Raw genomic sequence first — 24,922 nt, forward strand, 5'->3', positions numbered from 1 at the left:
GCCCATAGTCGCTCTATGGCCCAAACGGAAGCGGCGTCAGGCGGGGCGCATTTTCCCGACCAGCCATTCGCCCGCCAGCGCCACGATCATGCTGAGGCCCGTAAGCGGGAAGAGCGCCCCCAGCAGCAGCATCGTCACGGCGACGACCCGTTCCGCCCGACCGATCGCGCGCGGTGGTGCGGTCAGCCGTCCTTGTTTGCGACGCTTCCACCACAGGATGGGCGCGGTCAGGCACAAAGCGAGCAGACAGACACAGCCCGCCAGCATCAGCAGCCTGTTGATCTCGCCATATTGCTGCCCCTGATGGGTGGCGATGCCCCATTCGACCGCCTTTGCGCCGGGGCCGAACATGCGCCAGTCCATATCCTGCACCACCGCGCCGCTCGCCGCGTCGATGGTGATGGCGCGGGAATCGTCGGCGCGCGTGACGAGGGTGACGACCAGATAGGGCGCGCCAGGCGAGGCGGGCAGGATGAGCTGATAGCCGTCCGGCAGCCCGCGCTGGGCCGCGATCCCCGCGACCGCATCGACGCCGATGTCGCCCGCCCCGCCCGGTGCCGCCCCGCCTTCGCGCAGGGTCCAGGGCAGCGCATCCTTGGCAGGAGCCGTCCAGGGAATGACCGCCATTTTCGGGCGGCCCCAGTCGTTCGCCGCGACCACGGTGCGCAGCCCGCCACCCCATATATCCGTCCAGGGCATGCCGGTGATCGCCAGGAACAGGATGATGCCCGCCGACAGGAAGCCGAGCGTCCCATGCACATCGCGCCAGAATAGCCGTCCCTTCACCCTGCCCCGAATGGCGATGGCGGGCTGGCCGTGCCGGGGCCAGCGCAGATAGAGGCCAGTGATACACAGGATGATCGCCCATCCCGCCACCACCTCGACCAGCCGATTGCCGACCGCGCCAGTCAGCGCCAGGCTGTGCAGATCCTTGACCGTCTTCATGATGCCGCCGCCCTGCATGACCCCAAGCAGGCGACCATTATGCGGATCGACGAAATGGACAACCGACGCGCTATCAGCCGCCTTGGTCGTCACGCGCCAGCTTTGGGTGGCGCTGGCGGGGCGCAGGATCTGGGTCGCCTGTTCACCGCTGACCTGCTCGACGGCGGCGATCAGGCGCGAGAGGGGCAGCATCGCCACCCCCGGCCTGGCGGCGATCTCCACCGGATAGAGCCACGCCTCCACCTCCGCCTTGTAGAGATAGAGCGCGCCCGTCACCGCCATCAGCGCGAGGATCGGCAGGACGATGATCCCAGCATAGAAATGCCAGCGCATCATCGCGCGATAGAAGGCTCCGTCCGTCATCGTCCCGTCCTCCCCTTGAGCTTCAGAAGCGCGCGCGTAGGCCGCCATAAATGGCGCGGCGTTCAAGTGGATAGAAGGCGACGCTGCCTTCGTCCGCCGCCGTTGCAGGATTGTCGGCGGCGTAGCGGACCAGCGCGCTGATGTCGCCAATGGCGCGCTTTTGCGTCAGGTTGCGGGCGTCAAGGAACAGGGTCACGCCATCGCGCAGTTGCGCCTGCGCGCCAAGGTTGAGCAGCGCATAACTGCCGACCCGCTTGCTGTTGACATAATCGACCCATGCCCCCTGCGGCAGCCATTCGATCGAGGGTGAGACGCTGATCCTGTCAGTGCCCAGCCGCAATTCCGCGCGGTAGAAATGGCGCGGCACCACCGGCAGGCGATTGTCGCCATAGACGGCATCGTTGCGGAAACGGAAATCGCTATATTGATAGACCTGCCGCAGCGATGCCCAAGGGGTGAAGGCCAGTTGCAGGCCCGCTTCGACACCCTGATGCCGGGTCTTGTCTGCGTTGAAGGTCGCCGCCGGGATGACACCCGCGATCACGCTATATTGCAGCATCTCGCCCTTGATGTCGGCGCGATAGAGGCTGATGTCCCAGGCCGCGATGCCGATGCGGCCGCGCGTGCCGATCTCCGCCGTCCAGGCTTTTTGCGCGCGGACGGGCGTGAAGCCGGGCGCACCGCCTGCGGGCGTTTGGCTGAGCTCGCTAAAGCCAGGTAGTTCGACCGACCGGCTGTAATTGGCGAAAAATTGCACTGCGGCGCTTGGTTCGTAGAGCAGGCCGATCTTGGGCGCGAAGGCGTCGAAACGGGCGTCCCCGCTGCGCGCCGGGGCAAAGCGATTGTCGATGCGGCGCTCGCCATGGGTATAGAGGCCACCGCCGATCAGCCACAGGCCGCGCACCGGGGCAATGCGCGCTTCGCCATAACTGTTGATCGTCTGCGCGCGCTGCTGGACCAAAGCAGTCGGGGCGCCGCGATCGCCCGCGATGTTGACGAACTGGCGCGCGGTCACCTTGCCGAAGCGTGCCTGGCTGCCGAGCGTCACTTCCACCGGCATGCCGCCCAGATTGCCCGCCAGGTCAAGGCTGGCGAATGCCCCGCGATCCTCCGATTTCTGGTCGATCACCTGGAAGATGGGATGATAAAGATCCTTGGCGTTGAAGAAGAGGCCGAAGGCGAGCGCGCCATTGCCAAGGGCGATGGTGGTGCGGTTTTGCAGGCGGACCGAATCGATGTCGCGCGCCTGATCGCCGAAGAAATTGCCCCTGGCCGGGTCGGTCAGCACCGACTTTTCGGACAGCGACCCGGACAGCTTCTGACGAATAGTCTGGGCGCTGGCGTAGAAGCGGGTTTCGATATGTTCGCTGATCTTCACCCCGACATTGCCGTTGAAGCGATAGGATGTCCGCTTGCCATGATCGCGGTCGCCATCCGACCGATCGGTGGTGATCGCGGCCCAGGCGTCGCCCCGTTCGTCGGCATAGCCATAGGCGGCCTTTGACCGGATCGTGTCGAAGCTGCCGCCGTCGACGCGCAGTTCGATGCCCGGCGCACTGCGGCCGGTCGGCGTCACGGCGTTGATCGCCCCGCCCAGCGTCGATCCACCAAAGCGCAACGCATTGCCGCCGCGATAGACCTCAATATGCTGGAAGACCTGTGGGTCGAGTTCCTGGAAATCGCCATTATCGTCGGCAAGGTTGAGCGGAATCCCATCCTGCAACAGGGTCAGCCCGCGCATGTGGAAGCCGCGCGACAGTCCCGATCCCCGGATCGAGATGCGGACCTCCTGCCCGAAACGGGGCTGGGTATAGACACCGGGCGAAAAGGTGAGCGCATCGCGCAGCGAGACGGCGACCTTATCCTCGAACGCCTCGGCCGCGACGACATCGACGCCGCCTGCGGTGCGCTGGACGCGAGTGGTCGCGGCTTCGATCATCGGGCTGGCGGTAACGATGATGCGGCTGCCGTCCGCCTCTTCGGCAAAAGCGGGGACGGACGACAGGGCGAGGGCGCACAGCGATATTCTGCGCAGGCCGGAATGATGGCGCATAGATTTAACCTATTGATAATAGTATTTTTATTCCAACGACCCATATTTGATCGGCTGGAACAGGGGCTGGACAGATGCGATCCTCCCCTTGCAGGGGAGGATGTCAAAGGACTGTCGGCGGCCCGGAGGACGGTGGGGGAGGCGCGGCGAGGCGGGCGATCAGGCCGGTCTTGAGCGCGAAGGCGATCGGGCCGAAGGCCAGCGTCCAGGCGGGCAGCGTGAGATCAGCGAGGATCAGCGGCGGCACGATCGGCTGAACCGACGCGGCGAAGGGGCAATGTTGCTGGCTGCCCATGCCGTCATCGGGCTGATGATCGCCCTGCCCCGGTGCCTGGTCGCGATCCACCACGACATTGACCGCGCCCTGCCCGGTACAGAGCGTCACGACGACGCCTTGCGCCGTGCGGACGGGCATGAAGCCGGGCGGCACGATCATCTGGATGGCGAGGACGAGCAGCGCCAACGCGGCCAGCAGGCCGCGCGCACTTTCCGATCGTCTGATTGCCCCCATGGTCACGTTGCGCGCCTAACGGATGATCGGCGACCTGTCACCGCTACAAATTGTCTCAGCCCACCCACTCACCTTGACGTAAACGTAAAGTGCCATTATCTCTATCCTCATGGACAATCGCAGCAGCATCGCGGGCATCGAATTGCCCGATCATAGCGAACGGCAAAGCTACAGCATCACCGACCTGTCGGAAGAATTCGGCGTCACGGCGCGGGCGCTGCGTTTCTATGAGGATGAAGGGCTGATATCGCCCGAGCGGCAGGGTCTGGCCCGCATCTATTCGCGGCGCGACCGGGCACGGCTGGCCTGGATCTTGCGCGGCAAGCGGGTGGGGTTCAGCCTCACCGAAATTCGCGAGATGATCGACCTCTATGACGCCGACGAAGCCCATGAGGAACAGCGCCGCGTGACGGTCGCCAAGTGCAAGGCGCGCATCGACCTACTCAACCGGCAGAAGGACGATATCGACGCCGCCATCGCCGAACTGGATGCCTTCGTCGCCACCATTGCCCACTGAATAATAACCGCCTCTCATAAAAAATTCGCAGGAGAAGATCATGCCCAGTTATACCGCCCCCGTTCGCGACACTCGTTTCGTGCTGGACCATGTGGTCGGGCTGGAGCGCTACGCCAATCTGCCCGGCTTTGAGAATGCGACCCCTGACCTCGTCGACGCGATCTTGACCGAAGGCGGCAAGATGGCGGCCGAAGTCCTGTTCCCGCTCAATGCCGTGGGCGACAAGGAAGGCTGCACCCGCCATCCCGATGGCAGCGTGACCACGCCGACCGGCTTCAAGGCAGCGTTCGACCAGTTCGTCGCGGGCGGTTGGACCACCATCCACGGCCCGGTCGAATTTGGTGGCCAGGGCCTGCCCAGCGTACTGGCGACGGCAGTGGACGAATATGTCCTATCGGCCAACCAGTCGTTCGAAATGTATCATGGCCTGACCGCCGGCGCGGTAGCCGCGCTGATCGCCAAGGGCAGCGACGAGCTGCAGCAGCGCTACATTCCCAAGATGGTGTCGGGCGAATGGACCGGCACGATGAACCTGACCGAACCGCATTGCGGCACGGACCTGGGCCTCATCAAGACCAAGGCGGTTCCCAATGCCGATGGCAGCTATGCGATCACCGGCACGAAGATCTTCATTTCGGCGGGCGAGCATGACTTGTCGGACAATATCATCCACCTCGTGCTGGCCAAGACGCCGGATGCACCGGAAGGCAGCAAGGGCATCTCGCTGTTCGTCGTGCCCAAGATGATGGTGCATGACGATGGATCGCTGGGCGACCGCAACGCCGTGTCGTGCGGGTCGATCGAACATAAGATGGGCATTCACGGCAACGCCACTTGCGTCATGAATTATGACGGCGCGACCGGATGGATGGTGGGCGAAGAGAATAAGGGCCTCGCCGCCATGTTCATCATGATGAACGCCGCGCGGCTGGGCGTTGGCCTGCAGGGGCTGGGCCAGGCGGAGATCGCCTTCCAGAATGCGGTTCATTATGCCCGCGACCGGCGGCAGGGCCGCGCGCTGACCGGCCCGCAGGAGCCGGAAGAGAAGGCCGACACGCTGTTCGTCCATCCCGACGTGCGTCGCATGCTGATGGAGGCCAAGGCGATCACCGAAGGATTGCGCGCGCTCATCCTGTGGGGCGCGCTCCAGGCCGACTTGTCGCATCATGCCGAAACCCCTGAAGAACGGCAGACCGCCGACGACATGCTGTCGCTGCTGACCCCGGTGATCAAGGGCTATGGCACCGACAAGGGCTTCGACATCGCCGTCTCCTGCCAGCAGGTGTTCGGCGGCCATGGCTATATCTGGGAAAATGGCGTGGAACAGTATGTCCGCGACGCGCGCATTGCCCAGATTTACGAAGGCACCAATGGTGTGCAGGCGATGGATCTGGTCGGGCGCAAGCTGCCGATGAATGGCGGCCGGGCGTTGCAGGCCTTCCTCAAGGTGGTCGCCGATGAAGTCGCCGAAGCCAAGGGGCATGAGAAGCTCGCCCCCTTTGCCGAAGCGCTGGAAAAGGCAAGCGCGCAACTGGGCGCGGCGACCATGTGGCTGATGCAGAATGCGATGAAGAACCCCAACCATGCCGGGGCAGGCGCGCATCACTACATGCACATCCTGGGCATCGTCGCCACGGGCGTCATGTGGATGCGGATGAACAAGGCGGCAGTGACGCTGCTGGAAGCGGGCGAAGGCGATCCCAAATTCCTCGAAGCCAAGCTTGTGACCGCGCGCTTCTACGCCGAACGGATCATGCCCGACGCCGGATCGCTGCGTCGCAAGATCGAGGGCGGGGCCGACGCGCTGATGGCGCTCGACCCGGACATGTTCCTGGCGGCCTGATCAGGACACTAAAAAAAAAGGGCTCGGTGACATGTCACCGAGCCCTTTTTCTATCAGCCGGAAAGCGAAGACTTAGTCTTCGCCATTATCCTTGACGCCCACGGTCGGTACATCGACCGTCTTTTCCTCGGTGCCGACAACGACTTCCTTCGAATCGACATCGACATTGGGCAGCGCGCCGCCATCGACGCTGACTTCAGGCATATCGCCGCCCGATACATCCGCTTTCCAGAAACCGGTGGCAAACAAGATGCCGACGATCGCAAGAATGGCGATCAGCACAATGGCGATTGTGCGGCCTGGCCCCTTCTTTTCCGCGACAACCCGGCGATCATCATATCCATCATTACGAACGTCAACCATGTAACCCTCCTCATGTCGTTGTGGAGGGAGAAACGACCCGGCAATCTTATTGGTTCCAGCGGTCAGACGTTGGTGCTTTCGGACAGGACGAAGGTCTGCACAATGTCCGGCGTCAATCGCCCCACAAATCCTTGATCTTGCCGAAGAAACCAGTCGAAGCCGGGCATTCTTCGCCGGTTTCGGTTTCGCGGAAGGCTTCGAGCAGTTCCTTCTGCTTCGCCGTCAGTCGGGTCGGTGTTTCGACGTCGATCTGCACGACCAGATCGCCTTGCCCGCGCCCGTTCAGCACCGGCATGCCTGCGCCGCGCTGGCGGATCTGCTTGCCCGACTGGATGCCGGCCGGAATCTTGATCTCGTGCCGCACGCCATCAAGGCCCGGCACTTCGATCGATCCGCCCAGCGACGCCGTGGTGAAGCTGACCGGACAGCGGCAGAAGAGCGTCGTGCCCTCGCGCTCGAACAAGCTGTGCCGCTTCACATGCAGGAAGATATAGAGGTCGCCCGCCGGTGCGCCGCGCGCGCCCGCTTCGCCTTCGCCGGTCAGGCGGATGCGCGTGCCTTCGTCCACGCCCGCCGGTATGTTGACCGACAGCGACTTGGGCTTGTCCACCCGGCCTTCGCCGCGACAGGAACGGCAGGGGCTTTCGATGACCTGCCCTGCGCCATGGCAGGATGGGCAGGTGCGTTCGACCATGAAGAAGCCCTGCTGCGCCCGCACCTGGCCATGGCCTTTGCAGGTGCCGCAGGTCTTGACCCCGGTGCCGGGCTGCGCACCCGACCCTTCGCAAGTGTCGCAGGCGGCGGACACTTCGATCTCGATCTGCGTCTGCTTGCCATGATAGGCTTCGTCGAGGCTGATTTCGAGGTCGTAACGCAGGTCAGCACCGCGCCGCTGCTGCTGACGACCGCCACCGCCCCCGCCAAAGCCGGACTGGCCGAAGATGGTCTCGAAAATATCGCCAAGGTCGGAAAATCCGCCCGCATTGGCGCGATGGCCACCGCCGCCACCCTGCTCATGCTGGGTGTAGGCCGCATGACCGAAGCGATCATAGGCCGCGCGCTTCTGGGGGTCTTTCAGGCACTCATAGGCCTGAGACACCGCCTTGAACTTGGCTTCGCTTTCGGCACATCCCCCCGTCTTGTCGGGGTGATATTTCATCGCGAGCTTGCGATAGGCGCTCTTGATCTGCGCACCGTCGGCGGTGCGCTCGATTTCGAGCAGCGTATAATAATCGATTTCGGTCGTCATTCGGACCCCCGCCCGCCTTACCCGTCACCCCGGCATCGGCCGGGGTGACGAGTCTGGGGCATCGGCTTACGCCTTGTTGTCATCCACTTCGGAGAATTCGGCGTCGACGACCTCGTCATCGGCCTTGGGCGCGTCCGCACCCGGAGCCGCGGCCGAAGCCTGCTCCTTCTCGTAAATGGCCTGGCCCAGCTTCATCGCGATCGTCGCGAGTTCCTGCGCCTTGGTCTTCATCGATTCAGCATCGCCGCCTTCGATCGCCGACTTGGTCGCCGCGATCGCGGTTTCGATCTCGCCCTTCAGCGCCGCATCGACCTTGTCGCCATGTTCGGCCAGCTGCGCTTCGGTGGTGTGGACCAGGCTTTCGGCGTTGTTCTTCGCCTCGGCCGCCTCACGGCGCTTCTTGTCCTCTTCGGCGAAGCGTTCGGCATCCTTGACCATCTGGTCGATGTCCGAATCGCTCAGGCCACCCGACGCCTGGATGCGGATCTGCTGTTCCTTGCCGGTGCCCTTGTCCTTGGCCGACACATTGACCAAGCCGTTGGCGTCGATGTCGAACGTGACTTCGATCTGCGGCACGCCGCGCGGCGCTGGCGGGATGCCGACCAGGTCGAACTGGCCGAGGATCTTGTTATCCGCCGCCATTTCGCGCTCGCCCTGGAACACGCGGATGGTCACCGCCTGCTGATTATCGTCGGCGGTCGAATAGACCTGGCTCTTCTTCGCCGGGATCGTGGTGTTGCGATCGATCATGCGGGTGAACACGCCACCCAGCGTTTCGATGCCCAGCGACAGCGGCGTCACGTCGAGCAGCAGCACATCCTTGACGTCGCCCTGCAGCACGCCCGCCTGAATGGCGGCGCCCATGGCGACGACTTCGTCAGGGTTCACGCCGGTATGCGGTTCCTTGCCGAAAAATTCCTTCACGGCTTCGCGCACCTTGGGCATGCGGGTCATGCCGCCGACCAGGACGACTTCGCTGATGTCCGCTGCCGAAACGCCCGCGTCCGCCATCGCCTTCTTGCAAGGCTCCATCGTGCGCTTGATGAGATCGGCGACCAGACGCTCCAGGTCCGACCGGGTGATGGTCTTGACCAGATGCTTGGGGCCGTTCTGATCGGCGGTGATGAAGGGCAGGTTGACTTCGGTCGACTGGGCCGAGGACAGTTCGATCTTCGCCTTTTCAGCGGCTTCCTTCAGACGCTGAAGGGCCAGCTTGTCCTTGGTGAGGTCGATGCTCTCGGTCTTCTTGAAGTCGTCGGCCAGGAACTGCACCAGCTTGGCGTCGAAATCTTCACCGCCGAGGAACGTGTCGCCGTTGGTCGACTTCACTTCGAACACGCCATCGCCGATTTCCAGAATGGAAATGTCGAACGTGCCGCCACCAAGGTCATAGACCGCGATCGTCTTGCCGTCCTGCTTGTCGAGGCCATAGGCCAGCGCAGCCGCCGTCGGCTCGTTGATGATGCGCAGGACTTCGAGGCCAGCGATCTGGCCGGCATCCTTGGTCGCCTGACGCTGGGCGTCGTTGAAGTAGGCCGGCACGGTGATGACCGCCTGCGTAACCGTTTCGCCCAGATAGCTCTCGGCGGTTTCCTTCATCTTCTGCAGGGTGAAGGCCGAAATCTGCGCGGGGCTATAATCCTGCCCACCGGCGCGGACCCAGGCGTCGCCGTTCGGACCCTTGGCGATGTCATAGGGGACGAGTTCCATGTCCTTCTTGGTCATGGGATCGTCGAAGCGGCGGCCGATCAGGCGCTTGACCGCGAAGATCGTGTTGTCGCCATTGGTGACCGCCTGGCGCTTGGCCGGCTGGCCGATCAGGCGCTCGCCATCCTTGGCGAAGGCGACGATGGACGGCGTCGTGCGCGCGCCTTCCGCATTTTCAATAACCTTGGGCTTGCCACCGTCCATGACGGCGACGCAGCTGTTGGTGGTGCCAAGATCGATACCGATTACTTTTGCCATTGTGTCCTCTTTGAACCCCAAATTTCATTCAGCGGTTGACGGCCCCATACCCCACGAAAGCGCCAAGCAAGGCCGGTCTGCATGGGCGATATAGGCGTGCTTTTGCTTGGCACAAGAAGCAGCGGCCATTAGCTATGTCATCGACCGGAAACGAGACAGTCATGGAGTGACCAATGCGCGCGCCCTTCGCCCTTATCGCCCTTGTGGCCCCGCTGGCGCTCAGCGCGTGCGGCGACCCTGCGCCAAGCTACATCGACCAGGCCTGGGTGCGGCTGTCGCCGAACAAGGAATCGCCCTCGGCCGGCTATTTCGTCGCGCATGGCGGCGATGCGGGGGTGCAGATACGCGGCGTGATGACCGCCTATGCCGTCCGCGTCGAAATGCATGAAAGCGTGATGGACAAGGGCGTCATGACGATGAAGCCGATCGACAGCGTGGACATACCCGCCAAGGGCGAGGTCGCCTTTGCGCCCGGCGGCAAGCATCTGATGCTGTGGGGCATCAACGATGCGGCGATCAACCAGGGCAAGATGGAACTGACCTTCCTGATGAGCGATGGCAAGAGGCTGCTGGTGGATGCGGTGATTCGCAAGCCGGAGGCGGCGGGTGCGGCTGCGAACAAGCCCGCCGCGCATGAGGGCCATTGAGCAGCCGTAGCCTGACGCCCGACGAAATCGCGCTCGCCCGCGCCATGTTCGGCCGGGCGATCGCCTATGAGCAGGTGCGGGTGCATAACCGCAAATGGTGGCCGTTTCAGCCGAGCCGGGTGACGATGGCCCCTGACGGCCATTTGTGGTTTCCGCCACAAGGGGGCCTGTTCTGCGCCGATTTCTGCGAAAGTCCGCTCCATATCCAGGCACATTTTGCCCACGAAATGACCCATGTGTGGCAGGCGCAGCGGTCCGGGCGGTGGTGGTTGCCGCTGATGCGCCACCCTTTTGCCGCTATGACTATGCGGTTCTGCCGGGGAAGCCCTTTGCGCGCTATGGTATCGAGCAGCAGGCCGAGATCGTGCGCCATGCCTTTCTGTTGCGACAGGGGGTGGCGGTGGCGGGGAAACCAGGGCTGGACGTCTATGAGGCGTTGCTGCCGTTCAGTTGAAGTGGTTACCCAAATCGGGTACTGTGCCGCCATGAGCAAATCCACATCCGTTGCTTTAAGCGATCATTTCCGGGCCTTCGCCGAGCGCAAGGTCGCCGAGGGCCGGTTTGGATCGACCAGTGAGGTCGTTCGCGCAGGCCTGCGGCTGCTGGAAATGGAAGAGAAGAAGCTGGAAGCGCTAAGGGCGGCGCTGATCGAGGGTGAGCAAAGCGGCGTGCTGGAAGATTTCGACATGCGCGAATGGATTGAGCGCCGGTTCCCTAGCGCGTGACAGCCCCGGTCCGCTTTAATGCGGCGGCCGCGCGCGACCTGGCAGATATTGCTGCCTATACCGAAGGGCAATGGGGCACCGAGCAGACGAAGGCCTATGTGACCGCCATCGCCGACGCCATCGACAGGATCGCGGCCTTTGCAAATATCGGCAGCCCGATCGAGGATGTTCGGGGTGGCTACCGCAAATTGCGCGTCGAGAGCCATAATATCTACTATCGCCAAAAAGGGGGGGTGTCGAAATCGTCCGCATCCTGCACCAGCGCGCGGATCATCTGAACCATCTGGAATGAAAAAAGGCGGACCTTTCGGCCCGCCTTTTTCATCGTCATCCATAATCGCGGATCAATATACCCGCGCCTTGGGCTGCACATATTCCGCTTCGTCGGTCAGCGTGTAATCATGGACCGGGCGATAATCGAGCTTCACTTCGCCGCCGGAACCACCCCAGCCGTCGAACCAGCTGATCGTGTGCTTCATCCAGTTTTCGTCGTCGCGGTTCGGGAAATCCTCATGCGCGTGCGCGCCACGGCTTTCCTTGCGGTTTTCCGCGCTGACCATAGTGCAGACGGCCTGGGACATGAGATTGTCCAGCTCCAGCGTCTCGACAAGGTCGGTGTTCCAGATCAGCGAACGATCCGACACGCCGACATCCTGCATGCCCGCATAGACATTGTGCATCTTGTCGACGCCCTCGGCCAGCAGCGCGCTGTCGCGGAAGACCGCTGCGTGCTTCTGCATCGTGTGCTGCATTTCGAGACGCAGCTTCGCGGTCGGCGTGCCGCCGGTCGCGTTGCGATATTTGTCGAGGCGGCTGAGCGCCAGGTCGGCGGCGTCCGATGCCAACGGCTTGTGGCTGCCATTGGGCTTCAGATTGTCCTTGAGGAACAGACCCGTTGCCCGGCCGAACACGACCAGATCGATCAGCGAGTTGGAGCCCAGGCGGTTGGCGCCATGGACCGACACACAAGCCGCTTCGCCGACCGCGAACAGGCCGGGGACCACGACTTCGGGATCGCCATCCTTCTTGGTCAGCACCTGGCCATGATAGTTACAGGGAATGCCGCCCATATTATAATGGACCGTCGGCGTTACGGGCAGCGGCTGGCGGGTCAGGTCGACACCGGCAAAGATCTTGCCGCTTTCGGTGATGCCCGGCAGGCGTTCGGCCAGCACCTTGGGATCGATATGGTCGAGGTGCAGGAAGATATGATCCTTGTTCGGACCAACGCCGCGCCCTTCGCGCATTTCCATCGCCATCGATCGCGACACGACGTCGCGCGACGCCAGATCCTTGGCCGAAGGGGCGTAGCGCTCCATGAAGCGCTCGCCTTCGGAGTTGGTGAGATAGCCACCCTCCCCGCGCGCGCCTTCGGTGATCAGCACGCCAGCGCCATAGATGCCGGTCGGGTGGAACTGCACGAATTCCAGATCCTGGAGCGGAAGCCCCGCGCGCAGCACCATGCCGCCGCCATCGCCAGTGCAGCTATGCGCAGAGGTCGCGGAGAAATAGGCGCGGCCATAGCCACCCGTCGCCAGCACGACCGCATGGGCGCGGAAGCGATGGATCGAGCCATCTTCCATGCACAAAGCGATGACGCCACGGCATTCGCCATTTTCCATAATCAGGTCGATGGCGAAATATTCGATGTAGAAGTCCGCGTCATATTTCAGCGACTGCTGATAGAGCGCGTGCAGCATGGCGTGGCCGGTACGGTCGGCGGCGGCGCAGGTGCGCTGCACCGGCGGGCCGGCACCCATATTCTGCATATGGCCGCCGAAGGGACGCTGGTAGATCGTGCCATCCTCGTTCCGGCTGAACGGCACACCGGCATGTTCCAGCTCGATGACCGCGGCAGGTGCCTCGCGCACCATATATTCGATTGCGTCTTGGTCGCCCAGCCAGTCCGATCCCTTGACGGTGTCATACATGTGCCAGGTCCAGTGATCGGGCGAATTATTGCCAAGGCTGGCAGCGATGCCGCCCTGCGCCGCGACCGTGTGGCTGCGCGTCGGGAATAATTTGGTGATGCAGGCGGTCTTGAGGCCCGCTTCGGCGCTGCCCATGGTCGCGCGCAGGCCCGAACCGCCCGCGCCCACGACCACGGTGTCATAGGTATGATCGATGATCTTATAGGCTTGCGTCATTATTCGACGACCCCTGTGAAGGCGATCTTGGCGATCGCGAAGACGCCTGCGGCCGCGCCGCCAAAGGCATAGAAATTGAGCAGCAGCATCGAGAAGAAGGCCATGCCCTTATCGTGAACATAATCTTCCAGCATTACCTGCATGCCAAGGCGCAGATGCCAGAAGATGCTGACGATCATCAGCATCATCGGCACCGCCACCAGCGGGTTGGCGATCCACAGCACGACGCTTTCATAATCGAGGCCGGGCAGGCTGAGCAGGCTGAAGATCAGCCACAGCACCAGCAACAGGTTGCCGACGGCGGTATAGCGTTGTGCCAGCCAGTGATGCGCACCGTGCTTGGCCGACCCAAGCCCGCGGACGCGGCCGATACCAGTCCCGTTGCCCATCAGAAGCCCTTTCCAAGGATGTAGAACCACATGAGCGCGGTCACGATCAGCGAGGCAGCAAAGGTCGCGAGCGACCAGCTCTTGTTGCTCTTAAGCTCGTAACCCGCGCCGATATCGAGCACGAAGTGGCGCAAGCCGGAGAAAAGATGCTGGAAGAAGAACCAGCTCAGGCCGATCATCACCAGATAGCCGATCGGCGAGGTGGCGACGGCAACAAAGGTCGCATAGGCTTCCGGCCCGATGGCAGCGGCCATCAGCCACCATATGAGGCCCAGCGCACCAGCCGTCGCCAGACCGTTGCCGGTCACGCGATGGATGATGGAGACGGTCATGGCCGGTCCCCATTTCCAAATGGTCAAATGCGGCGAGAGCGGCCGGCTGTTGGATCGCGCCATATCTACCCTTGTCCCTTATATTCCTTGATCCCGCCCCCCTTAAGAGCGAACGCGCAGGAGGGCAAGCCGCGCCGGGCAGGGCTGCCCCAATGTCCGTGCCGGATTTGGGCGTTTGCGCATAAGAAGTGATTAACCAAATCACGCTAGGACAGGCTGAGAGTATCGCACATCCCACCAACAGGGGCCGTCCAGCCATGTCGTCCTTCGTTTCTCCTGCCGAAACCGCCTCTGACTATGTGGCGGGCATTGACCCCGACGGGACGATTGCCCGTAACGCAAAAGAAATCGGCCTGTTGATCGAGGCGGACATCGATCAGGTCGCGGCGGCATTCTTCGACAGCTATATGCGGGAAACCGGGTTGATCGATCGTCTGGCCCAGTCCGTGATCGACAAGATCCGGGCCGAATCGCGTGTCTATGCCGCCCATAAGCTGATGCATTTCCAGGAGGCACGCTGGACCCGCTCTGCGGCCGATTGCGTGCGCCACGCCCGCAAACATGGCGTGCCGGTGCGTTCTGTGCTGGTGGCTGTCGGCAAGGCCAACGACACGATCATGAATTTGCTGTGGGAACGGTGCCGCGACGATGATGCGCGCCTGCGCCGGTTGATGGCCACGGTCCTGGAAATCAGCATGCTCGACGCGGGCTTCATGAGCAACGTGCTGTCGTCCGATCAGGCCGAAGCGCAACGCGCCGAACGGCAGCGTTATGGCACCTTGTTCGAACAGCGGATCATGGGCGAACTGGACGGCGCGACTCGCCTGGGCGAATCGCTGCGCGAACAGGCCAAGGATGCGTCCGCTGCCACACGCGGCATGCTGGGCAAGGCGTCGGAAGTCGCCGCCGCCGCCGAACAATCGGCGCTCGCGATGCGCGAAGCGGCCCGCACCTCCGCTGGCCTTATCCGCGCGATCGACGATGCGCGCACCGAAGTCGAGGGCGCTGCCGGGGTGGCCCAGCGGGCCGCGCAGCAATCGGGCGATGCCGTCACCATGTCCGCCACCCTGTCCGACCATGCCAAGTCGATCGAATCGATCCTGGGCCTGATCCGCGACATTGCCGGCCAAACCAATCTGCTCGCGCTCAACGCCACGATCGAGGCAGCGCGCGCGGGCGATGCCGGGCGCGGCTTTGCCGTCGTTGCGCAGGAAGTGAAGAGCCTCGCCAACCAGACCGCGCGCGCGACCGACGAGATTGCGAGCAAGATCGCCGACATCCAGGCCTCGACCCGCCAGTCGGTGGAAACCAACGAACGCATCCGCGACACGGTGGGCGAAGTGCAAGCGAGCGCCGAGCGCATCCGCCATGCCATGGACGCGCAGGCGCAGACCGTCACCATGATCACCGCCGCCGTCGATCAGACCGCGCTGGCCGCCGATTCCATGTCGACCACCATTTCGGCGATCCGCCAGGACACCGAAGTGGTCGCGTCGGAAATCGACCAGCTCGAACGCGGCTTCGTCAGCGTGGAGGGCAAGCTCGCCAGCCTGCGCAATGCCTCGACCGACTTTGGCCGCCAGGTCGCCTGACACCACGCCTTGGCCTGTCATAGCGCTCCGTTCATGAAACCCGCATAGGTAGAGCCAATGGATCCTGACTTTCTTCAGGATGACGCAGAGGCTTAAGGATCGGCTGCCAAACGCTTCCCCTCCCTGCCCTGCTGCTCTAAAGGCGGGAGGATGAACGATGCTACCACCCCAGCGGTCCAAAGCTGGAAAGTCACCCTGCCCTGCACCCGCGCCGAGGCCGAAGCGCTGGACGGGGACATTGCCGCCTTTGCGATGATGGACCGGCCGCCCGTGCTGATGACCAGCGAGGCGGAACCCGATGATGAGGATGCCTGGCGGCTCGACGCCTATTTCGAAGGCAAGCCCAGCCCCGCCGCGATCAAATTGCTGCGATCGATGGTGCCCAGCGCCGCGCGGACCAAGCCGGTCGTCGAAGCGCTGCCCGACGAGGATTGGGTGACGATCAGCCAGCAGGGTCTGGAACCGGTCACGGCCGGGCGCTTCCATGTCCGCAATCTCGCCAGCGATCCCGAACAGCCCGGCCAGGTCAACCTGCTGATCGCCGCCAGCCGCGCCTTTGGCACCGGCCAGCATGAAACGACCGCGGGCTGCCTTGCCATGCTCGACCGGATGCGTCGGGTCGGCATGCGGTTCGGCAATGTCGCCGACATCGGTACCGGCACCGGGCTGCTCGCCTTTGCCGCGCTGCATCTGTGGCCGCGCGCCTATGCCACAGCGTCGGACATCGATCCGGTCGCGGTCGAGATCAGCGCGGAAAATGCGCTGGCCAATGGCATGTCCGTCGGTCGGGGACAGGGGCAGGTCGCGCTCTACGCCGCCGCCGGGGTCGATCATGCCGCGATCATCACCCGCGCGCCCTATGACCTGCTGATCGCCAATATCCTGGCCGGGCCGCTGATCGAATTGGCGCCCTCGCTCTGTGCGATGGTCGAGGAAGGCGGCACCATCCTGCTGGCGGGCCTGCTCAACGAACAGGTGGACGCCGTGCTGGCCGCCTATCGGGCGCAGGGCATGCGGCTGGCCGAGCGCGCCGATCGGGGCGATTGGCCGACGCTCAGGTTACGCAAGCGGCCCGTCATCGGCTGGAAACGCCCCCGCCGCCTCAACCCCGCCGCGCGCGGCGAAGCGCCCGGCTTCGGCAGTATCTAAAGGGGAGCGCCGCCATGACTATCACTCGCCGCATCACCCTGCATGATGGCCCGGACGGCCCGTTCGAAAGCATGGCCGTGGTCGATACCGCCGCCGCCGGGCCACAGCCGGGCATATTGCTCTTCCCCAATGTGCTGGGCACCAAGGAGGCCGACTTCGCCTATGCGGAAAAGGTCGCGGCGCTGGGCTATGCCGTGCTGGTCGCCGATGTCTATGGTCAGGGCAAGCGCACCACCCGCGCCGACGCAAATCCCGCGCTCTATATGAACGCATTGAATGCCGACCGAGCCCTGCTGCGCAATCGGGTCAATGCGGCGCATGATGTGCTCAAGGGGCTGGCCGAGGTCGATGCAGCGCGCACGGCCGCCATCGGCTTTTGCTTCGGCGGTAAATGCATCCTCGATCTGGCCCGCAGCGGCGCGGACATTGCAGGCGGCGTCAGCTTCCATGGCGTCTATGATGCCCCGCCCTTCGCCAATGCGACGATCAGCGCCCGGTTGCTGATCTGCCATGGCTGGGACGATCCCATCGCCCCGCCGGAGTCCATGGTGGCGCTGGCGCATGAACTGACGGCGGCAGGCTGCGACTGGCAAATCCACGCTTATGGCCGCACCGGCCATGCCTTCACCGACGAAAGCGCCAACATGCCCGAAAAGGGGCTGGCCTACAGCCCGGACGCCGACCGGCGCAGTTTCCGCGCGACGGTCGATTTCCTGGGCGACCTGTTCGGCTGATCAAAGCGCCTCGATCATCTCGGCCAGCACCGCGAGGCAATCCCTGCCCAGTTGCATGGAGCGCGCGGGCGACCAGCCGGTTTCGGCGTCGGGCAAATCGTCATTATCCTTGAACGGCATTTCAAGCGTCATCGCTACCGCGCCGAATCGCTCGGCAATCTGGTTGGTGGACATGGCGAGGTTCGCGCGGCCTGCACCCGCGACCGGATAGCCAGGCGCGTCTGAAAATCGGGCGTGCGGGCCGCCAGCGTGTCACGATAGCGGTGATAAAGCGACAATTGCCGATCGGTGATCGAGGGGATGCCTTCGAACCCGGCGATGAACACCGCAGGGATCGCCTCATCACCATGAACGTCCATGGCGAAATCCACGCCGGTCGCGTCCATGGCGTTGCGGACCAGCAACACTTCGGGGCTGCGTTCCATCGACGGATCATGCCATTCGCGGTTGAGATTCACGCCCACCGCATTGGTGCGCAAATGGCCCCGGCGGCTGCCATCGGGGTTCATATTGGGAACGAGGTGGATCGTCGCCTGCTGGCGCAGCAGCCGGGCGACGGCATCCTCTTCGTCGGTCAGCCGCTCCAGCGCGCCTTCCATCCACCATTGCGCCATCGATTCGCCGGGATGCTGGCGGGCATAGAGCCACACCTGTTTTGGCCCATCGCCGATGGTCAGCAGGTCGATCGGCTGGCCATCCAGCGTCAGCCCCAGTTCGCGATGCGCGACACCCGGCTGGCAGGCGGCAAAGGCGACCAGGTCATGGTGCCGCTCCATCGAGTAAGGCGCGAAATAGGCGACCCACACGACATTGGCATCGCTCGCCAGCCGGATGGTCAACGTGCCATCGGCATAGCTGGTATCGGCCTGGGTCCAGATTTCCCGGTCCTCGCTCACCCGCGCCTCATAATCGACCCAGCCGTCGGGATAGGCCGATCCGCCGCAATTGACGATCGCCAGTTCCACCTCTTGCCCTGCCGCCCCGGCAACGCGGAAGTGGAACCATTGATAGAAGTCGCTCTGATGATCCGTCACGATCTCCAGCTCAGCGCGCGCGCCGCCGGGGGTATCGGTGATGGAGAGGATGCGAATATTGCCGCTGTCAAAGCCGCTGGAAATGGAAATGGTCATTTGACGGTTATAGTCCGCCCCGATTCGCCCGGATAGCCCCCGATCAAGGCACCCGCGAGCTTTTGTGCGGCGATGCCCGGCTGCGCGGCGGGCGTGCCCTGCCGCGCTTCGGTGAAGGCGCGGCCTTCCCAGATCGTCGCCGAATCGGACCGACGGCGCAGCTGCACATGCAATTGCGTGGTCACCATATCCTTGGGCTTGCCCGACAGGTTGATGCCCACGCCGACACCCATGCCGGAAAAGCCGCCGCTGCCGATGCCGCCGCCCACGCCGACGCTGACGGGCTTGCCGCTGCGGTCGGGACCGGTGGGGCGAAAGCTGCGCTGGAAACTGACCAGCGCGACATACTCGCTCGTGGCACCCGGCGCGACACTGGTAAAGCCCACCCGCTGCCATTCCTGCGCGACGGCGGCAGCATAGGTGCGAAATTCCAGGCTGATGTCAGGATTGCCGGGCATTTCCTCCACCGCGACCGTGCCCGTCCGGGCGGGATTGCCGACATGGAACCGCGTGACTTCCACAGGCGGCACGGCGGTTGCGCACGCGGCCAGCGGCAGGGCAAGACAGGCGGCAAGGATCAGGCGATTCGGCATCGATTTCACTCCAACGGGGCTCTCCACCGATAAACGGCGCGGCCAGCTATATTCCCTCCAACGCGCAAAGCCATGAAGTTGCTGCATGACGGGTGAACAGCGGCAAAAGAGCGCCCGTCACCCTTGACTTTGGCCCGCCCCACCCATAGGGGCAGCGCTTCGATTTTCCATCACAGTCAGATTCACCAAGGGCCGATGCCATGAAGATCCGCAACTCGCTCAAGTCGCTCAAGGACCGTCACCGGGACAACCGCGTGATCCGTCGTCGCGGCCGCACCTACGTCATCAACAAGACCAACCGCCGCTTCAAAGCCCGCCAGGGCTAAGCATAGCGGTCAGGATGGTGCCGTTTCCGGCGCTGTCCTCAGCCATCGGACCAACAAGTCCTTTCAGAGCGCCCGATCAAGCATGATCGCGTTGATGCGTTTGCGCGCTGGGTTGGGAATATGCGCGGCTTACCCCATTTCCGTTCGGGCTGAGCCTGTCGAAGCCTCTTTCTTCTTAAAAAGGAAGACCCTTCGACAAGCTCAGGGCGAACGGAGACGGAGAACTTGCACGGTTGTTGGTGCCCAGGTGCAAATCCTTCTCCCTTAAGGGAGAGGGCTGCGAAGACTTGGCAGCGTGCTGCCTAGTCATAGCTGGGTGAGGGTGTCGCGCGCCAACGGCCACTCCGCACACCCTCATCCAACTCCGCCTAACCTCACTCCGTTCGGTAAGGCTGCGTATCCTTCTCCCTCAAGGGAGCAGGACCGTTATTCCCGCCCCTTCAATTCATCGCCCTGCACCGCGGCGACATGCAGCACATTGGTCGAACCGGGCGTGCCGAAGGGAACGCCCGCTAGCACCACGATCTTGCCGCCCTTGTCCGCCATGCGATGCCGCAGCGCCATGCGCCGCGCCTTGCCGATCATTTCCTCGAAATTGCCGATATCCTTGGTGCGGATGGCATAGACACCCCAGGTCAGCCCCAGCTTGCGCGCCGTGTCCGTGCGCGGCGTCAGCGCCAGGATCGGCGCGGAGGGCCGCTCGCGCGCGACACGCCGCACCGTGCTGCCCGATGAGGTGAAGCAGGTGATGACGCTCGCGCCCACCACAGTCACGATATTGCCCGCCGCTTCAGCGAGCGCGTCGGCGGTAGTGGGATCAGGCTTCGTCTCGGTGAAATGCAGCCGCGCGAGATAGCCCGGATCGCGCTCGACGCTGTTGGCGATGCTGTCCATCATCGCGACCGCCTCGACCGGCCAGTCGCCCGCCGCCGTTTCCGCCGACAACATGATCGCGTCCGCCCCGTCATAGACCGCCGTCGCCACGTCCGACACTTCGGCGCGGGTCGGCGATGGCGACTTGATCATCGATTCGAGCATTTGCGTTGCAACCACCACCGGACGGCCCAGCCGCCGCGCCGTCGCGACGATCTGCTTTTGCAGCGGCGGCACCGATTGCGGCGGCAGTTCGACGCCCAGATCGCCGCGCGCGACCATGACGCCATCGGCCATCTCGACGATTTCCTCCAACCGCTGCACCGCCGACGGCTTCTCGATCTTCGCCATCAGCGATCCGTAGCCGCCCATCAGCTTGCGCGCCTCGGCGAGATCCTCGGGCCGTTGCACGAAGCTGAGCGCGATCCAGTCGCACCCTTGTTCGATCGCGAAGCTCAGGTCACGCCGGTCCTTTTCGGTCAGCGCGGGCACGGGCACCACGACGTCGGGCACATTCACGCCCTTGCGGTTGGACAATGTGCCGCCGACCTCGACGATCGTGTCGATCCGCGCCTCGCTGATCGCCTGCACCCGCAGCACCATCTTGCCATCGTCCAACAACAGCCGGGTGCCGGGCACCAGCGCAGCATAGATTTCGGGATGGGGCAGGTTGACGCGGCGCGCGTCGCCGGGCGTCTCGTCGCGGTCGAGGATGAAGGGCGCGCCCTTTTCCAGGATCGCCAGACCCTTTTCGAACGTGCCGACGCGCAGTTTCGGCCCCTGCAAATCGGCCAATATGGTGGTTGGCCGATGAAATTCATTTTCCAGTTCGCGGATGATGGCGATGCGCGCGGCATGATCCTCAGGCGCGCCATGACTCATATTGATGCGGAAGGCGTCGGCTCCGGCGATGAACAGCGCGCGGATCATCTCCGCGCTGTCGCTCGCGGGGCCAAGGGTCGCGAGAATACGCACCTTGCGCGAACGGGGCGGTAGCTTCGTCATATCTTCTCCTGGCCGTCATTAGGCGCTCCGCACTTGCCGGAGCGTCGTTATGGGGTATCCGTGCTGCACGACAGGATGATGTAGATCAGCGAAAGGGTTTCACGCCGATGAACGACACCATAGTCACAGATGCCGTTGCTGCAACCGCCTTCCGCCGGTTGGTGGCGCATTTGCAGCACCGCACAGACGTACAGAATATCGACCTGATGGGCAGCGCCGGTTTTTGCCGCAATTGCCTGGCCGACTGGATCGCGGAAGCGGACGGCACGCTGACGCGGGACGAGGCCCGCGAAATCATCCACGGCATGCCCTTTGCCCAGTGGAAGGAGCAGCATCAGGGCGAAGCGACCCCGGAACAGATCGCCCGGATGAAAGAGAGTGTGGCGAAGAACGCCGACACTCACTAGGACGCCCCCCAACCGATTCACATTTCCTCTGGAGACATCATCCCATGACCGAACCCAACGTCGCCGCCGACCAGCTACGCCTCTTGATCGAGCGCATCGAACGGCTGGAAGAAGAAAAGAAGGGCATAGGCGACGACATCAAGGACGTCTATCTGGAAGCCAAGGCGACCGGCTACGACCCCAAGATCATGCGCCAGATCGTCCGTCTGCGGAAGATGCAGCCGCATGACCGGCAGGAAATGGAAGCCATCCTCCAAACCTATTTGTCCGCGCTGGGCATGGAGTAAGACTCCACCTCCGTTCGCCCCCCGTTCGAGCCGGGGGCGGGCTCCGAGCTTGTCGAAGGGCTCTGCTGAGCGTAGCGAAGTGTCTTCACTGCGTTCAGGCCAAGGCTTCGACAGGCTCAGCCCGAACGGGATCAGAGGGAGAGTGGATATGTCCGAGATCATCGTCAGCACCACCAGTCGCCTGGAAGGGCGTCCGGCCAAGGAATATCTGGGCATCGTCACCGGCGAGGTGATCGTGGGGGCCAATCTGTTCCGCGATTTGTTCGCCAGCGTGCGCGACATCGTCGGCGGCCGGTCGGGCGCTTATGAGGACGTGCTGCAACGCGCGCGCGAGCAGGCGATTGGCGAGATGCGGATACGCGCGGCGACGCTGGGGGCGAACGCGGTCGTCGGCGTCGATCTCGACTATGAAGTGCTGGGCGCCAACGGATCGATGCTGATGGTATCGGCCTCCGGGACCGCGATCCTAGTGTAACATTGCGCATGGGCGCGTCGCTCGCTAGAGAGCGCGCTCGTGTTTCACCAGAAAATGTCAGGAGAAGGCCGTGGCCGGCCATTCCAAATTCAAGAACATCATGCATCGCAAGGGCGCGCAGGACAAGAAGCGCTCCTCGATGTTCTCCAAGCTCAGCCGCGAAATCACCGTCGCGGCGAAGATGGGCATGCCCGATGTGGACATGAACCCGCGCCTGCGCCTGGCGGTCAACGCCGCCAAGGCCCAGTCCATGCCCAAGGACAATATCCAGCGCGCGATCGACAAGGCAATCGGCGGCGACACCGACAACTATGAGGAAATCCGCTATGAGGGCTATGGTCCCGGCGGCGTTGCCATCATCGTCGAAGCGCTGACCGACAATCGCAACCGCACCGCGACCAACGTCCGCACCGCCTTTTCCAAGAATGGCGGCAACCTTGGCGCGTCGGGCGCGGTCAGCCATGGGTTCGACCGCGTGGGCCTGATCACCTATCCCGCCAGCGCGGGCGATGCCGAGACGATCTTCGAAGCGGCGTTGGAATCTGGCGCGGAGGATGTCTCGTCCAACGATGACGAGCATGAAATCTGGACCGCGATGGACGCGCTGCACGAAGTGTCCAAGGCACTGGAAGCCAAGCTCGGCGAAGCGGAAGGCGCGAAACTCGCCTGGCGGCCGCAAACCACCACCGAAGTCGACGAAGCCAATGCCGCGACGTTGCTCAAGCTGGTCGACACGCTGGAAGATGATGACGACGTCCAGACCGTCTGGGGCAATTATGAAGTGTCCGACGCGGTGATGGAGAAATTGGGTTGATTCAATAAGCTACGCCCCTGCGAGGGGGCATTGCGAAATATTGGCAACCACATAGTTCATCGTCATTCTCGCGTAGGCGGGAACCCATCTCCCACCTTATCGGCTTGATCTTAAGGTTCGGAGATGGATCCCCGCCTGCGCGGGGATGACGGAATTTTGAGAATGGGGCGAGTTCGCGACATTCTCCTCAAAGATGAGGGGCTGGATTTGCGTCATGATTCTCCTCGGCCTCGACCCTGGCCTGGGCACCACCGGCTGGGGTCTGATCGCCGCGGACGGCAACCGGCTCACCCACCTTGCCAATGGCCAGATCAAGACCGACAGCGCGATGCCGCTGGCGACGCGCCTGTTGGCGATCGATCTCGCGCTCACGGACCTGATCCTTGAACATCGGCCCGATGGCGCGGCGGTCGAGGAGGTGTTCGTCAACGTCAATCCGCAGTCCACGCTCAAACTGGGGCAGGCGCGCGGCGTCATCCTGCTGGGCGCGGCGCGCTCGGGCATGGAGGTGGGCGAATATGCCGCGCGGCTCGTCAAGAAATCGGTCGTGGGCGTCGGCAACGCATCGAAGGACCAGGTCCATGCGATGGTGTCGCGGCTGCTGCCGGGCGTGAAGATCGCCGGGCCGGACGCCGCCGACGCGCTCGCGGTCGCGATCACCCACGCCCATCACCTCGCCAGCGCCCGGCGCATCCCAACGAAGTGACGGGGACGGCGCGAACCGCCCCCAGCCCGCCTTACTGCCAGTCGAACGTCAGCGGCGCTTCGCGAAAGGCGAAACGGTCGAGATGGTCGGCGACGACCTGCTTGAACCGCTCGACATCCGCGTCGGCCTTGGGCTCAATGGTCACCACCAACGCTTCCGGCTCCGCCTTCATGCGGATCGGTCCCATCGGGAAGGGGATGAGGCCCTGTTCGGCGTCGAACGTCACGTCGAACTTATGGCTCCAATGTTTGCAGAGTTGTTGGAGGTAACGGCTGGCATTGGGGGTGGGGACGTGGGCTGTCAGGGTCATGTCAGAACCTTTCGATTTTCGTGGCGGCTTCGTCGATCAGGGACGCGACATCGAACATGGTCTGCTTGTCCGCCCCTTCCTTTTCCAGTCGTCCGCGAACCGCGATCATCAGATTATGCATCGCCCGGCGCACCGGCGCACCATCGGTCCGCTCAGCCTTTTGCGCCAGCGACGCGATCCGTTCCATGACCAGCGCCAGGGCGTCGGCATTGTCGGCCAGATAGGCGGTACCCTCGTCGGTAATGGCGAACAGCTTGCGGCTGCCCTGCCCCGGCTGTTCGGCAATCAGATCCATGTCGGCCAGCAGCGTCAGCGTGGGATAAACGACGCCAGGGCTGGGCGCATAGACCTCGCCCGACAGGCTCTGGATCTCGCGGATCAGGTCATAGCCGTGGCGCGGCGTGTCGGCGATCAGCGTGAGCAGGATCAGCTTGAGCGCGTCATTGTCGAACAGCCGCCGCCGCCCGCCACC

Annotated in this window: 27 protein-coding genes and 2 pseudogenes; 15 read left to right on the forward strand and 14 right to left on the reverse strand. The window is 63.6% G+C overall.

Going from position 1 to position 24,922, the window contains the following annotated elements; translation table 11 throughout:
- Positions 1-36: 36 nt before the first annotated feature.
- From BF95_RS11645 to BF95_RS11655, 3 genes are all read right to left on the reverse strand, one after another.
- Positions 37-1,308 (reverse strand): PepSY-associated TM helix domain-containing protein, encoded by a 1,272-nt coding sequence (locus BF95_RS11645; protein ID WP_043151593.1) that lies wholly within the window; start codon positions 1,306-1,308, stop codon positions 37-39.
- A 22-nt stretch (positions 1,309-1,330) separates the two neighbouring features.
- Positions 1,331-3,361, reverse strand: coding sequence for a TonB-dependent receptor family protein (locus BF95_RS11650; protein WP_043151559.1), 2,031 nt, complete (start codon positions 3,359-3,361; stop codon positions 1,331-1,333).
- 103 nt (positions 3,362-3,464) lie between these two features.
- Positions 3,465-3,872 carry a DUF2946 family protein gene (locus BF95_RS11655; protein ID WP_043151561.1) on the reverse strand — a complete coding sequence of 136 codons (408 nt, stop codon included), beginning with the start codon at positions 3,870-3,872 and terminating at the stop codon, positions 3,465-3,467.
- Positions 3,873-3,981: 109 nt separating this feature from the next.
- Between BF95_RS11655 and BF95_RS11660 the strand changes: the two genes are divergently transcribed.
- Both BF95_RS11660 and BF95_RS11665 read left to right on the forward strand, forming a co-directional pair.
- Positions 3,982-4,389 (forward strand): MerR family transcriptional regulator, encoded by a 408-nt coding sequence (locus BF95_RS11660; protein WP_043151562.1) that lies wholly within the window; start codon positions 3,982-3,984, stop codon positions 4,387-4,389.
- 40 nt (positions 4,390-4,429) lie between these two features.
- Positions 4,430-6,232 (forward strand): acyl-CoA dehydrogenase C-terminal domain-containing protein, encoded by a 1,803-nt coding sequence (locus tag BF95_RS11665; RefSeq protein WP_043151563.1) that lies wholly within the window; start codon positions 4,430-4,432, stop codon positions 6,230-6,232.
- Between the two features lie 72 nt (positions 6,233-6,304).
- On the opposite strand, the gene BF95_RS11670 is transcribed toward BF95_RS11665, so the two are convergent.
- From BF95_RS11670 to dnaK, 3 genes are all read right to left on the reverse strand, one after another.
- Entirely contained in the window at positions 6,305-6,595 is a 291-nt protein-coding gene (locus BF95_RS11670; protein ID WP_043151564.1) for a hypothetical protein, read from the reverse strand.
- 112 nt (positions 6,596-6,707) lie between these two features.
- On the reverse strand, positions 6,708-7,844 hold the full coding sequence (gene dnaJ, locus BF95_RS11675) for a molecular chaperone DnaJ (protein ID WP_043151565.1): 1,137 nt from the start codon (positions 7,842-7,844) through the stop codon (positions 6,708-6,710).
- 66 nt (positions 7,845-7,910) lie between these two features.
- A complete protein-coding gene (dnaK, locus tag BF95_RS11680; protein WP_043151566.1) occupies positions 7,911-9,809 on the reverse strand; it encodes a molecular chaperone DnaK in 1,899 nt (632 codons plus the stop codon).
- A gap of 173 nt (positions 9,810-9,982) precedes the next feature.
- On the opposite strand from dnaK, the gene BF95_RS11685 reads away from it, so the two are divergent.
- The 4 genes and pseudogenes from BF95_RS11685 (at position 9,983) to BF95_RS11700 (ending at position 11,459) form a co-directional block, all read left to right on the forward strand.
- Complete coding sequence (locus tag BF95_RS11685; protein ID WP_043151568.1) at positions 9,983-10,456, forward strand: copper chaperone PCu(A)C; 474 nt, start codon at positions 9,983-9,985, stop codon at positions 10,454-10,456.
- Positions 10,453-10,910 (forward strand): annotated as a pseudogene (locus BF95_RS11690) (vgr related protein). Before BF95_RS11685 ends, BF95_RS11690 begins: the two are co-directional and overlap by 4 nt.
- Positions 10,911-10,941: 31 nt before the next feature.
- A complete protein-coding gene (locus tag BF95_RS11695; protein ID WP_043151570.1) occupies positions 10,942-11,181 on the forward strand; it encodes a type II toxin-antitoxin system ParD family antitoxin in 240 nt (79 codons plus the stop codon).
- Positions 11,178-11,459, forward strand: coding sequence for a type II toxin-antitoxin system RelE/ParE family toxin (locus tag BF95_RS11700; protein ID WP_051519973.1), 282 nt, complete (start codon positions 11,178-11,180; stop codon positions 11,457-11,459). The genes BF95_RS11695 and BF95_RS11700 overlap by 4 nt, the downstream gene beginning before the upstream one ends.
- Before the next feature lie 66 nt (positions 11,460-11,525).
- Here the strand turns inward: BF95_RS11700 and sdhA are convergent, their stop codons facing one another.
- From sdhA to sdhC, 3 genes are read right to left on the reverse strand one after another with little or no spacing between them, the layout of a single operon-like run.
- On the reverse strand, positions 11,526-13,328 hold the full coding sequence (gene sdhA / locus BF95_RS11705) for a succinate dehydrogenase flavoprotein subunit (protein ID WP_043151571.1): 1,803 nt from the start codon (positions 13,326-13,328) through the stop codon (positions 11,526-11,528).
- Complete coding sequence (sdhD, locus tag BF95_RS11710) at positions 13,328-13,717, reverse strand: succinate dehydrogenase, hydrophobic membrane anchor protein (RefSeq protein WP_043151572.1); 390 nt, start codon at positions 13,715-13,717, stop codon at positions 13,328-13,330. Before sdhD ends, sdhA begins: the two co-directional genes overlap by 1 nt.
- The gene (gene sdhC / locus BF95_RS11715) at positions 13,717-14,112 is read right to left on the reverse strand and encodes a succinate dehydrogenase, cytochrome b556 subunit (protein ID WP_043151573.1); all 396 of its coding nucleotides are present in this window, start codon (positions 14,110-14,112) and stop codon (positions 13,717-13,719) included. The genes sdhD and sdhC overlap by 1 nt, the downstream gene beginning before the upstream one ends.
- 194 nt (positions 14,113-14,306) lie before the next feature.
- Between sdhC and BF95_RS11720 the strand changes: the two genes are divergently transcribed.
- The 3 genes from BF95_RS11720 to BF95_RS11730 all read left to right on the forward strand — a co-directional run bounded on the left by BF95_RS11720 (position 14,307) and on the right by BF95_RS11730 (position 17,524).
- Entirely contained in the window at positions 14,307-15,641 is a 1,335-nt protein-coding gene (locus BF95_RS11720; RefSeq protein ID WP_043151574.1) for a methyl-accepting chemotaxis protein, read from the forward strand.
- Between the two features lie 150 nt (positions 15,642-15,791).
- Complete coding sequence (locus tag BF95_RS11725) at positions 15,792-16,790, forward strand: 50S ribosomal protein L11 methyltransferase (RefSeq protein WP_043151576.1); 999 nt, start codon at positions 15,792-15,794, stop codon at positions 16,788-16,790.
- A 14-nt stretch (positions 16,791-16,804) separates the two neighbouring features.
- Positions 16,805-17,524: a dienelactone hydrolase family protein gene (locus tag BF95_RS11730; protein WP_043151578.1), complete on the forward strand. Its 720-nt coding sequence runs from the start codon at positions 16,805-16,807 to the stop codon at positions 17,522-17,524.
- Here BF95_RS11730 and BF95_RS11735 read toward each other — a convergent pair.
- Positions 17,525-18,654, reverse strand: a pseudogene (locus tag BF95_RS11735) (M14 family metallopeptidase).
- The gene (locus BF95_RS11740; RefSeq protein WP_043151579.1) at positions 18,651-19,247 is read right to left on the reverse strand and encodes a hypothetical protein; all 597 of its coding nucleotides are present in this window, start codon (positions 19,245-19,247) and stop codon (positions 18,651-18,653) included. Before BF95_RS11740 ends, BF95_RS11735 begins: the two are co-directional and overlap by 4 nt.
- Before the next feature lie 200 nt (positions 19,248-19,447).
- On the opposite strand from BF95_RS11740, the gene ykgO reads away from it, so the two are divergent.
- Positions 19,448-19,573 carry a type B 50S ribosomal protein L36 gene (gene ykgO / locus BF95_RS11745; protein WP_003046794.1) on the forward strand — a complete coding sequence of 42 codons (126 nt, stop codon included), beginning with the start codon at positions 19,448-19,450 and terminating at the stop codon, positions 19,571-19,573.
- A gap of 426 nt (positions 19,574-19,999) precedes the next feature.
- Here ykgO and pyk read toward each other — a convergent pair whose 3' ends face one another.
- Entirely contained in the window at positions 20,000-21,451 is a 1,452-nt protein-coding gene (gene pyk / locus BF95_RS11750) for a pyruvate kinase (RefSeq protein WP_081764134.1), read from the reverse strand.
- 107 nt (positions 21,452-21,558) lie between these two features.
- Between pyk and BF95_RS11755 the strand changes: the two genes are divergently transcribed.
- The 5 genes from BF95_RS11755 (at position 21,559) to ruvC (ending at position 24,140) form a co-directional block, all read left to right on the forward strand.
- Positions 21,559-21,858: a DUF1244 domain-containing protein gene (locus BF95_RS11755; RefSeq protein ID WP_043151580.1), complete on the forward strand. Its 300-nt coding sequence runs from the start codon at positions 21,559-21,561 to the stop codon at positions 21,856-21,858.
- A 44-nt stretch (positions 21,859-21,902) separates the two neighbouring features.
- Entirely contained in the window at positions 21,903-22,145 is a 243-nt protein-coding gene (locus tag BF95_RS11760; protein ID WP_006956223.1) for a DUF2312 domain-containing protein, read from the forward strand.
- A 148-nt stretch (positions 22,146-22,293) separates the two neighbouring features.
- Complete coding sequence (locus BF95_RS11765) at positions 22,294-22,620, forward strand: heavy metal-binding domain-containing protein (protein WP_200866944.1); 327 nt, start codon at positions 22,294-22,296, stop codon at positions 22,618-22,620.
- Positions 22,621-22,690: 70 nt separating this feature from the next.
- The gene (locus tag BF95_RS11770) at positions 22,691-23,434 is read left to right on the forward strand and encodes a YebC/PmpR family DNA-binding transcriptional regulator (RefSeq protein ID WP_043151581.1); all 744 of its coding nucleotides are present in this window, start codon (positions 22,691-22,693) and stop codon (positions 23,432-23,434) included.
- Positions 23,435-23,648: 214 nt separating this feature from the next.
- Positions 23,649-24,140, forward strand: coding sequence for a crossover junction endodeoxyribonuclease RuvC (ruvC, locus tag BF95_RS11775; protein WP_037473417.1), 492 nt, complete (start codon positions 23,649-23,651; stop codon positions 24,138-24,140).
- 31 nt (positions 24,141-24,171) lie between these two features.
- On the opposite strand, the gene BF95_RS11780 is transcribed toward ruvC, so the two are convergent.
- Both BF95_RS11780 and BF95_RS11785 read right to left on the reverse strand, forming a co-directional pair.
- Entirely contained in the window at positions 24,172-24,450 is a 279-nt protein-coding gene (locus BF95_RS11780; RefSeq protein WP_043151584.1) for a DUF2218 domain-containing protein, read from the reverse strand.
- Between the two features lies 1 nt (position 24,451).
- A partial coding sequence (locus BF95_RS11785; protein WP_043151585.1) for a PadR family transcriptional regulator occupies positions 24,452-24,922 on the reverse strand: 471 nt, incomplete at its 5' end.

It is taken from the genome of Sphingobium sp. Ant17 (assembly GCF_000588875.1).
Taxonomy (GTDB): domain Bacteria; phylum Pseudomonadota; class Alphaproteobacteria; order Sphingomonadales; family Sphingomonadaceae; genus Sphingobium.

Excerpts from the sequence above, each read along its gene's own strand:
- BF95_RS11645 (WP_043151593.1), bottom strand. The coding sequence starts at position 1,308 with ATGACGGACGGAGCCTTCTATCGCGCGATGATGCGCTGGCATTTCTAT.
- BF95_RS11650 (WP_043151559.1), bottom strand. The coding sequence starts at position 3,361 with ATGCGCCATCATTCCGGCCTGCGCAGAATATCGCTGTGCGCCCTCGCC.
- BF95_RS11655 (WP_043151561.1), bottom strand. The coding sequence starts at position 3,872 with ATGGGGGCAATCAGACGATCGGAAAGTGCGCGCGGCCTGCTGGCCGCG.
- BF95_RS11660 (WP_043151562.1), top strand. The coding sequence starts at position 3,982 with ATGGACAATCGCAGCAGCATCGCGGGCATCGAATTGCCCGATCATAGC.
- BF95_RS11665 (WP_043151563.1), top strand. The coding sequence starts at position 4,430 with ATGCCCAGTTATACCGCCCCCGTTCGCGACACTCGTTTCGTGCTGGAC.
- BF95_RS11670 (WP_043151564.1), bottom strand. The coding sequence starts at position 6,595 with ATGGTTGACGTTCGTAATGATGGATATGATGATCGCCGGGTTGTCGCG.
- dnaJ (WP_043151565.1), bottom strand. The coding sequence starts at position 7,844 with ATGACGACCGAAATCGATTATTATACGCTGCTCGAAATCGAGCGCACC.
- dnaK (WP_043151566.1), bottom strand. The coding sequence starts at position 9,809 with ATGGCAAAAGTAATCGGTATCGATCTTGGCACCACCAACAGCTGCGTC.
- BF95_RS11685 (WP_043151568.1), top strand. The coding sequence starts at position 9,983 with ATGCGCGCGCCCTTCGCCCTTATCGCCCTTGTGGCCCCGCTGGCGCTC.
- BF95_RS11695 (WP_043151570.1), top strand. The coding sequence starts at position 10,942 with ATGAGCAAATCCACATCCGTTGCTTTAAGCGATCATTTCCGGGCCTTC.
- sdhA (WP_043151571.1), bottom strand. The coding sequence starts at position 13,328 with ATGACGCAAGCCTATAAGATCATCGATCATACCTATGACACCGTGGTC.
- sdhD (WP_043151572.1), bottom strand. The coding sequence starts at position 13,717 with ATGGGCAACGGGACTGGTATCGGCCGCGTCCGCGGGCTTGGGTCGGCC.
- sdhC (WP_043151573.1), bottom strand. The coding sequence starts at position 14,112 with ATGGCGCGATCCAACAGCCGGCCGCTCTCGCCGCATTTGACCATTTGG.
- BF95_RS11720 (WP_043151574.1), top strand. The coding sequence starts at position 14,307 with ATGTCGTCCTTCGTTTCTCCTGCCGAAACCGCCTCTGACTATGTGGCG.
- BF95_RS11725 (WP_043151576.1), top strand. The coding sequence starts at position 15,792 with ATGAACGATGCTACCACCCCAGCGGTCCAAAGCTGGAAAGTCACCCTG.
- BF95_RS11730 (WP_043151578.1), top strand. The coding sequence starts at position 16,805 with ATGACTATCACTCGCCGCATCACCCTGCATGATGGCCCGGACGGCCCG.
- BF95_RS11740 (WP_043151579.1), bottom strand. The coding sequence starts at position 19,247 with ATGCCGAATCGCCTGATCCTTGCCGCCTGTCTTGCCCTGCCGCTGGCC.
- ykgO (WP_003046794.1), top strand. The coding sequence starts at position 19,448 with ATGAAGATCCGCAACTCGCTCAAGTCGCTCAAGGACCGTCACCGGGAC.
- pyk (WP_081764134.1), bottom strand. The coding sequence starts at position 21,451 with ATGACGAAGCTACCGCCCCGTTCGCGCAAGGTGCGTATTCTCGCGACC.
- BF95_RS11755 (WP_043151580.1), top strand. The coding sequence starts at position 21,559 with ATGAACGACACCATAGTCACAGATGCCGTTGCTGCAACCGCCTTCCGC.
- BF95_RS11760 (WP_006956223.1), top strand. The coding sequence starts at position 21,903 with ATGACCGAACCCAACGTCGCCGCCGACCAGCTACGCCTCTTGATCGAG.
- BF95_RS11765 (WP_200866944.1), top strand. The coding sequence starts at position 22,294 with ATGTCCGAGATCATCGTCAGCACCACCAGTCGCCTGGAAGGGCGTCCG.
- ruvC (WP_037473417.1), top strand. The coding sequence starts at position 23,649 with ATGATTCTCCTCGGCCTCGACCCTGGCCTGGGCACCACCGGCTGGGGT.
- BF95_RS11780 (WP_043151584.1), bottom strand. The coding sequence starts at position 24,450 with ATGACCCTGACAGCCCACGTCCCCACCCCCAATGCCAGCCGTTACCTC.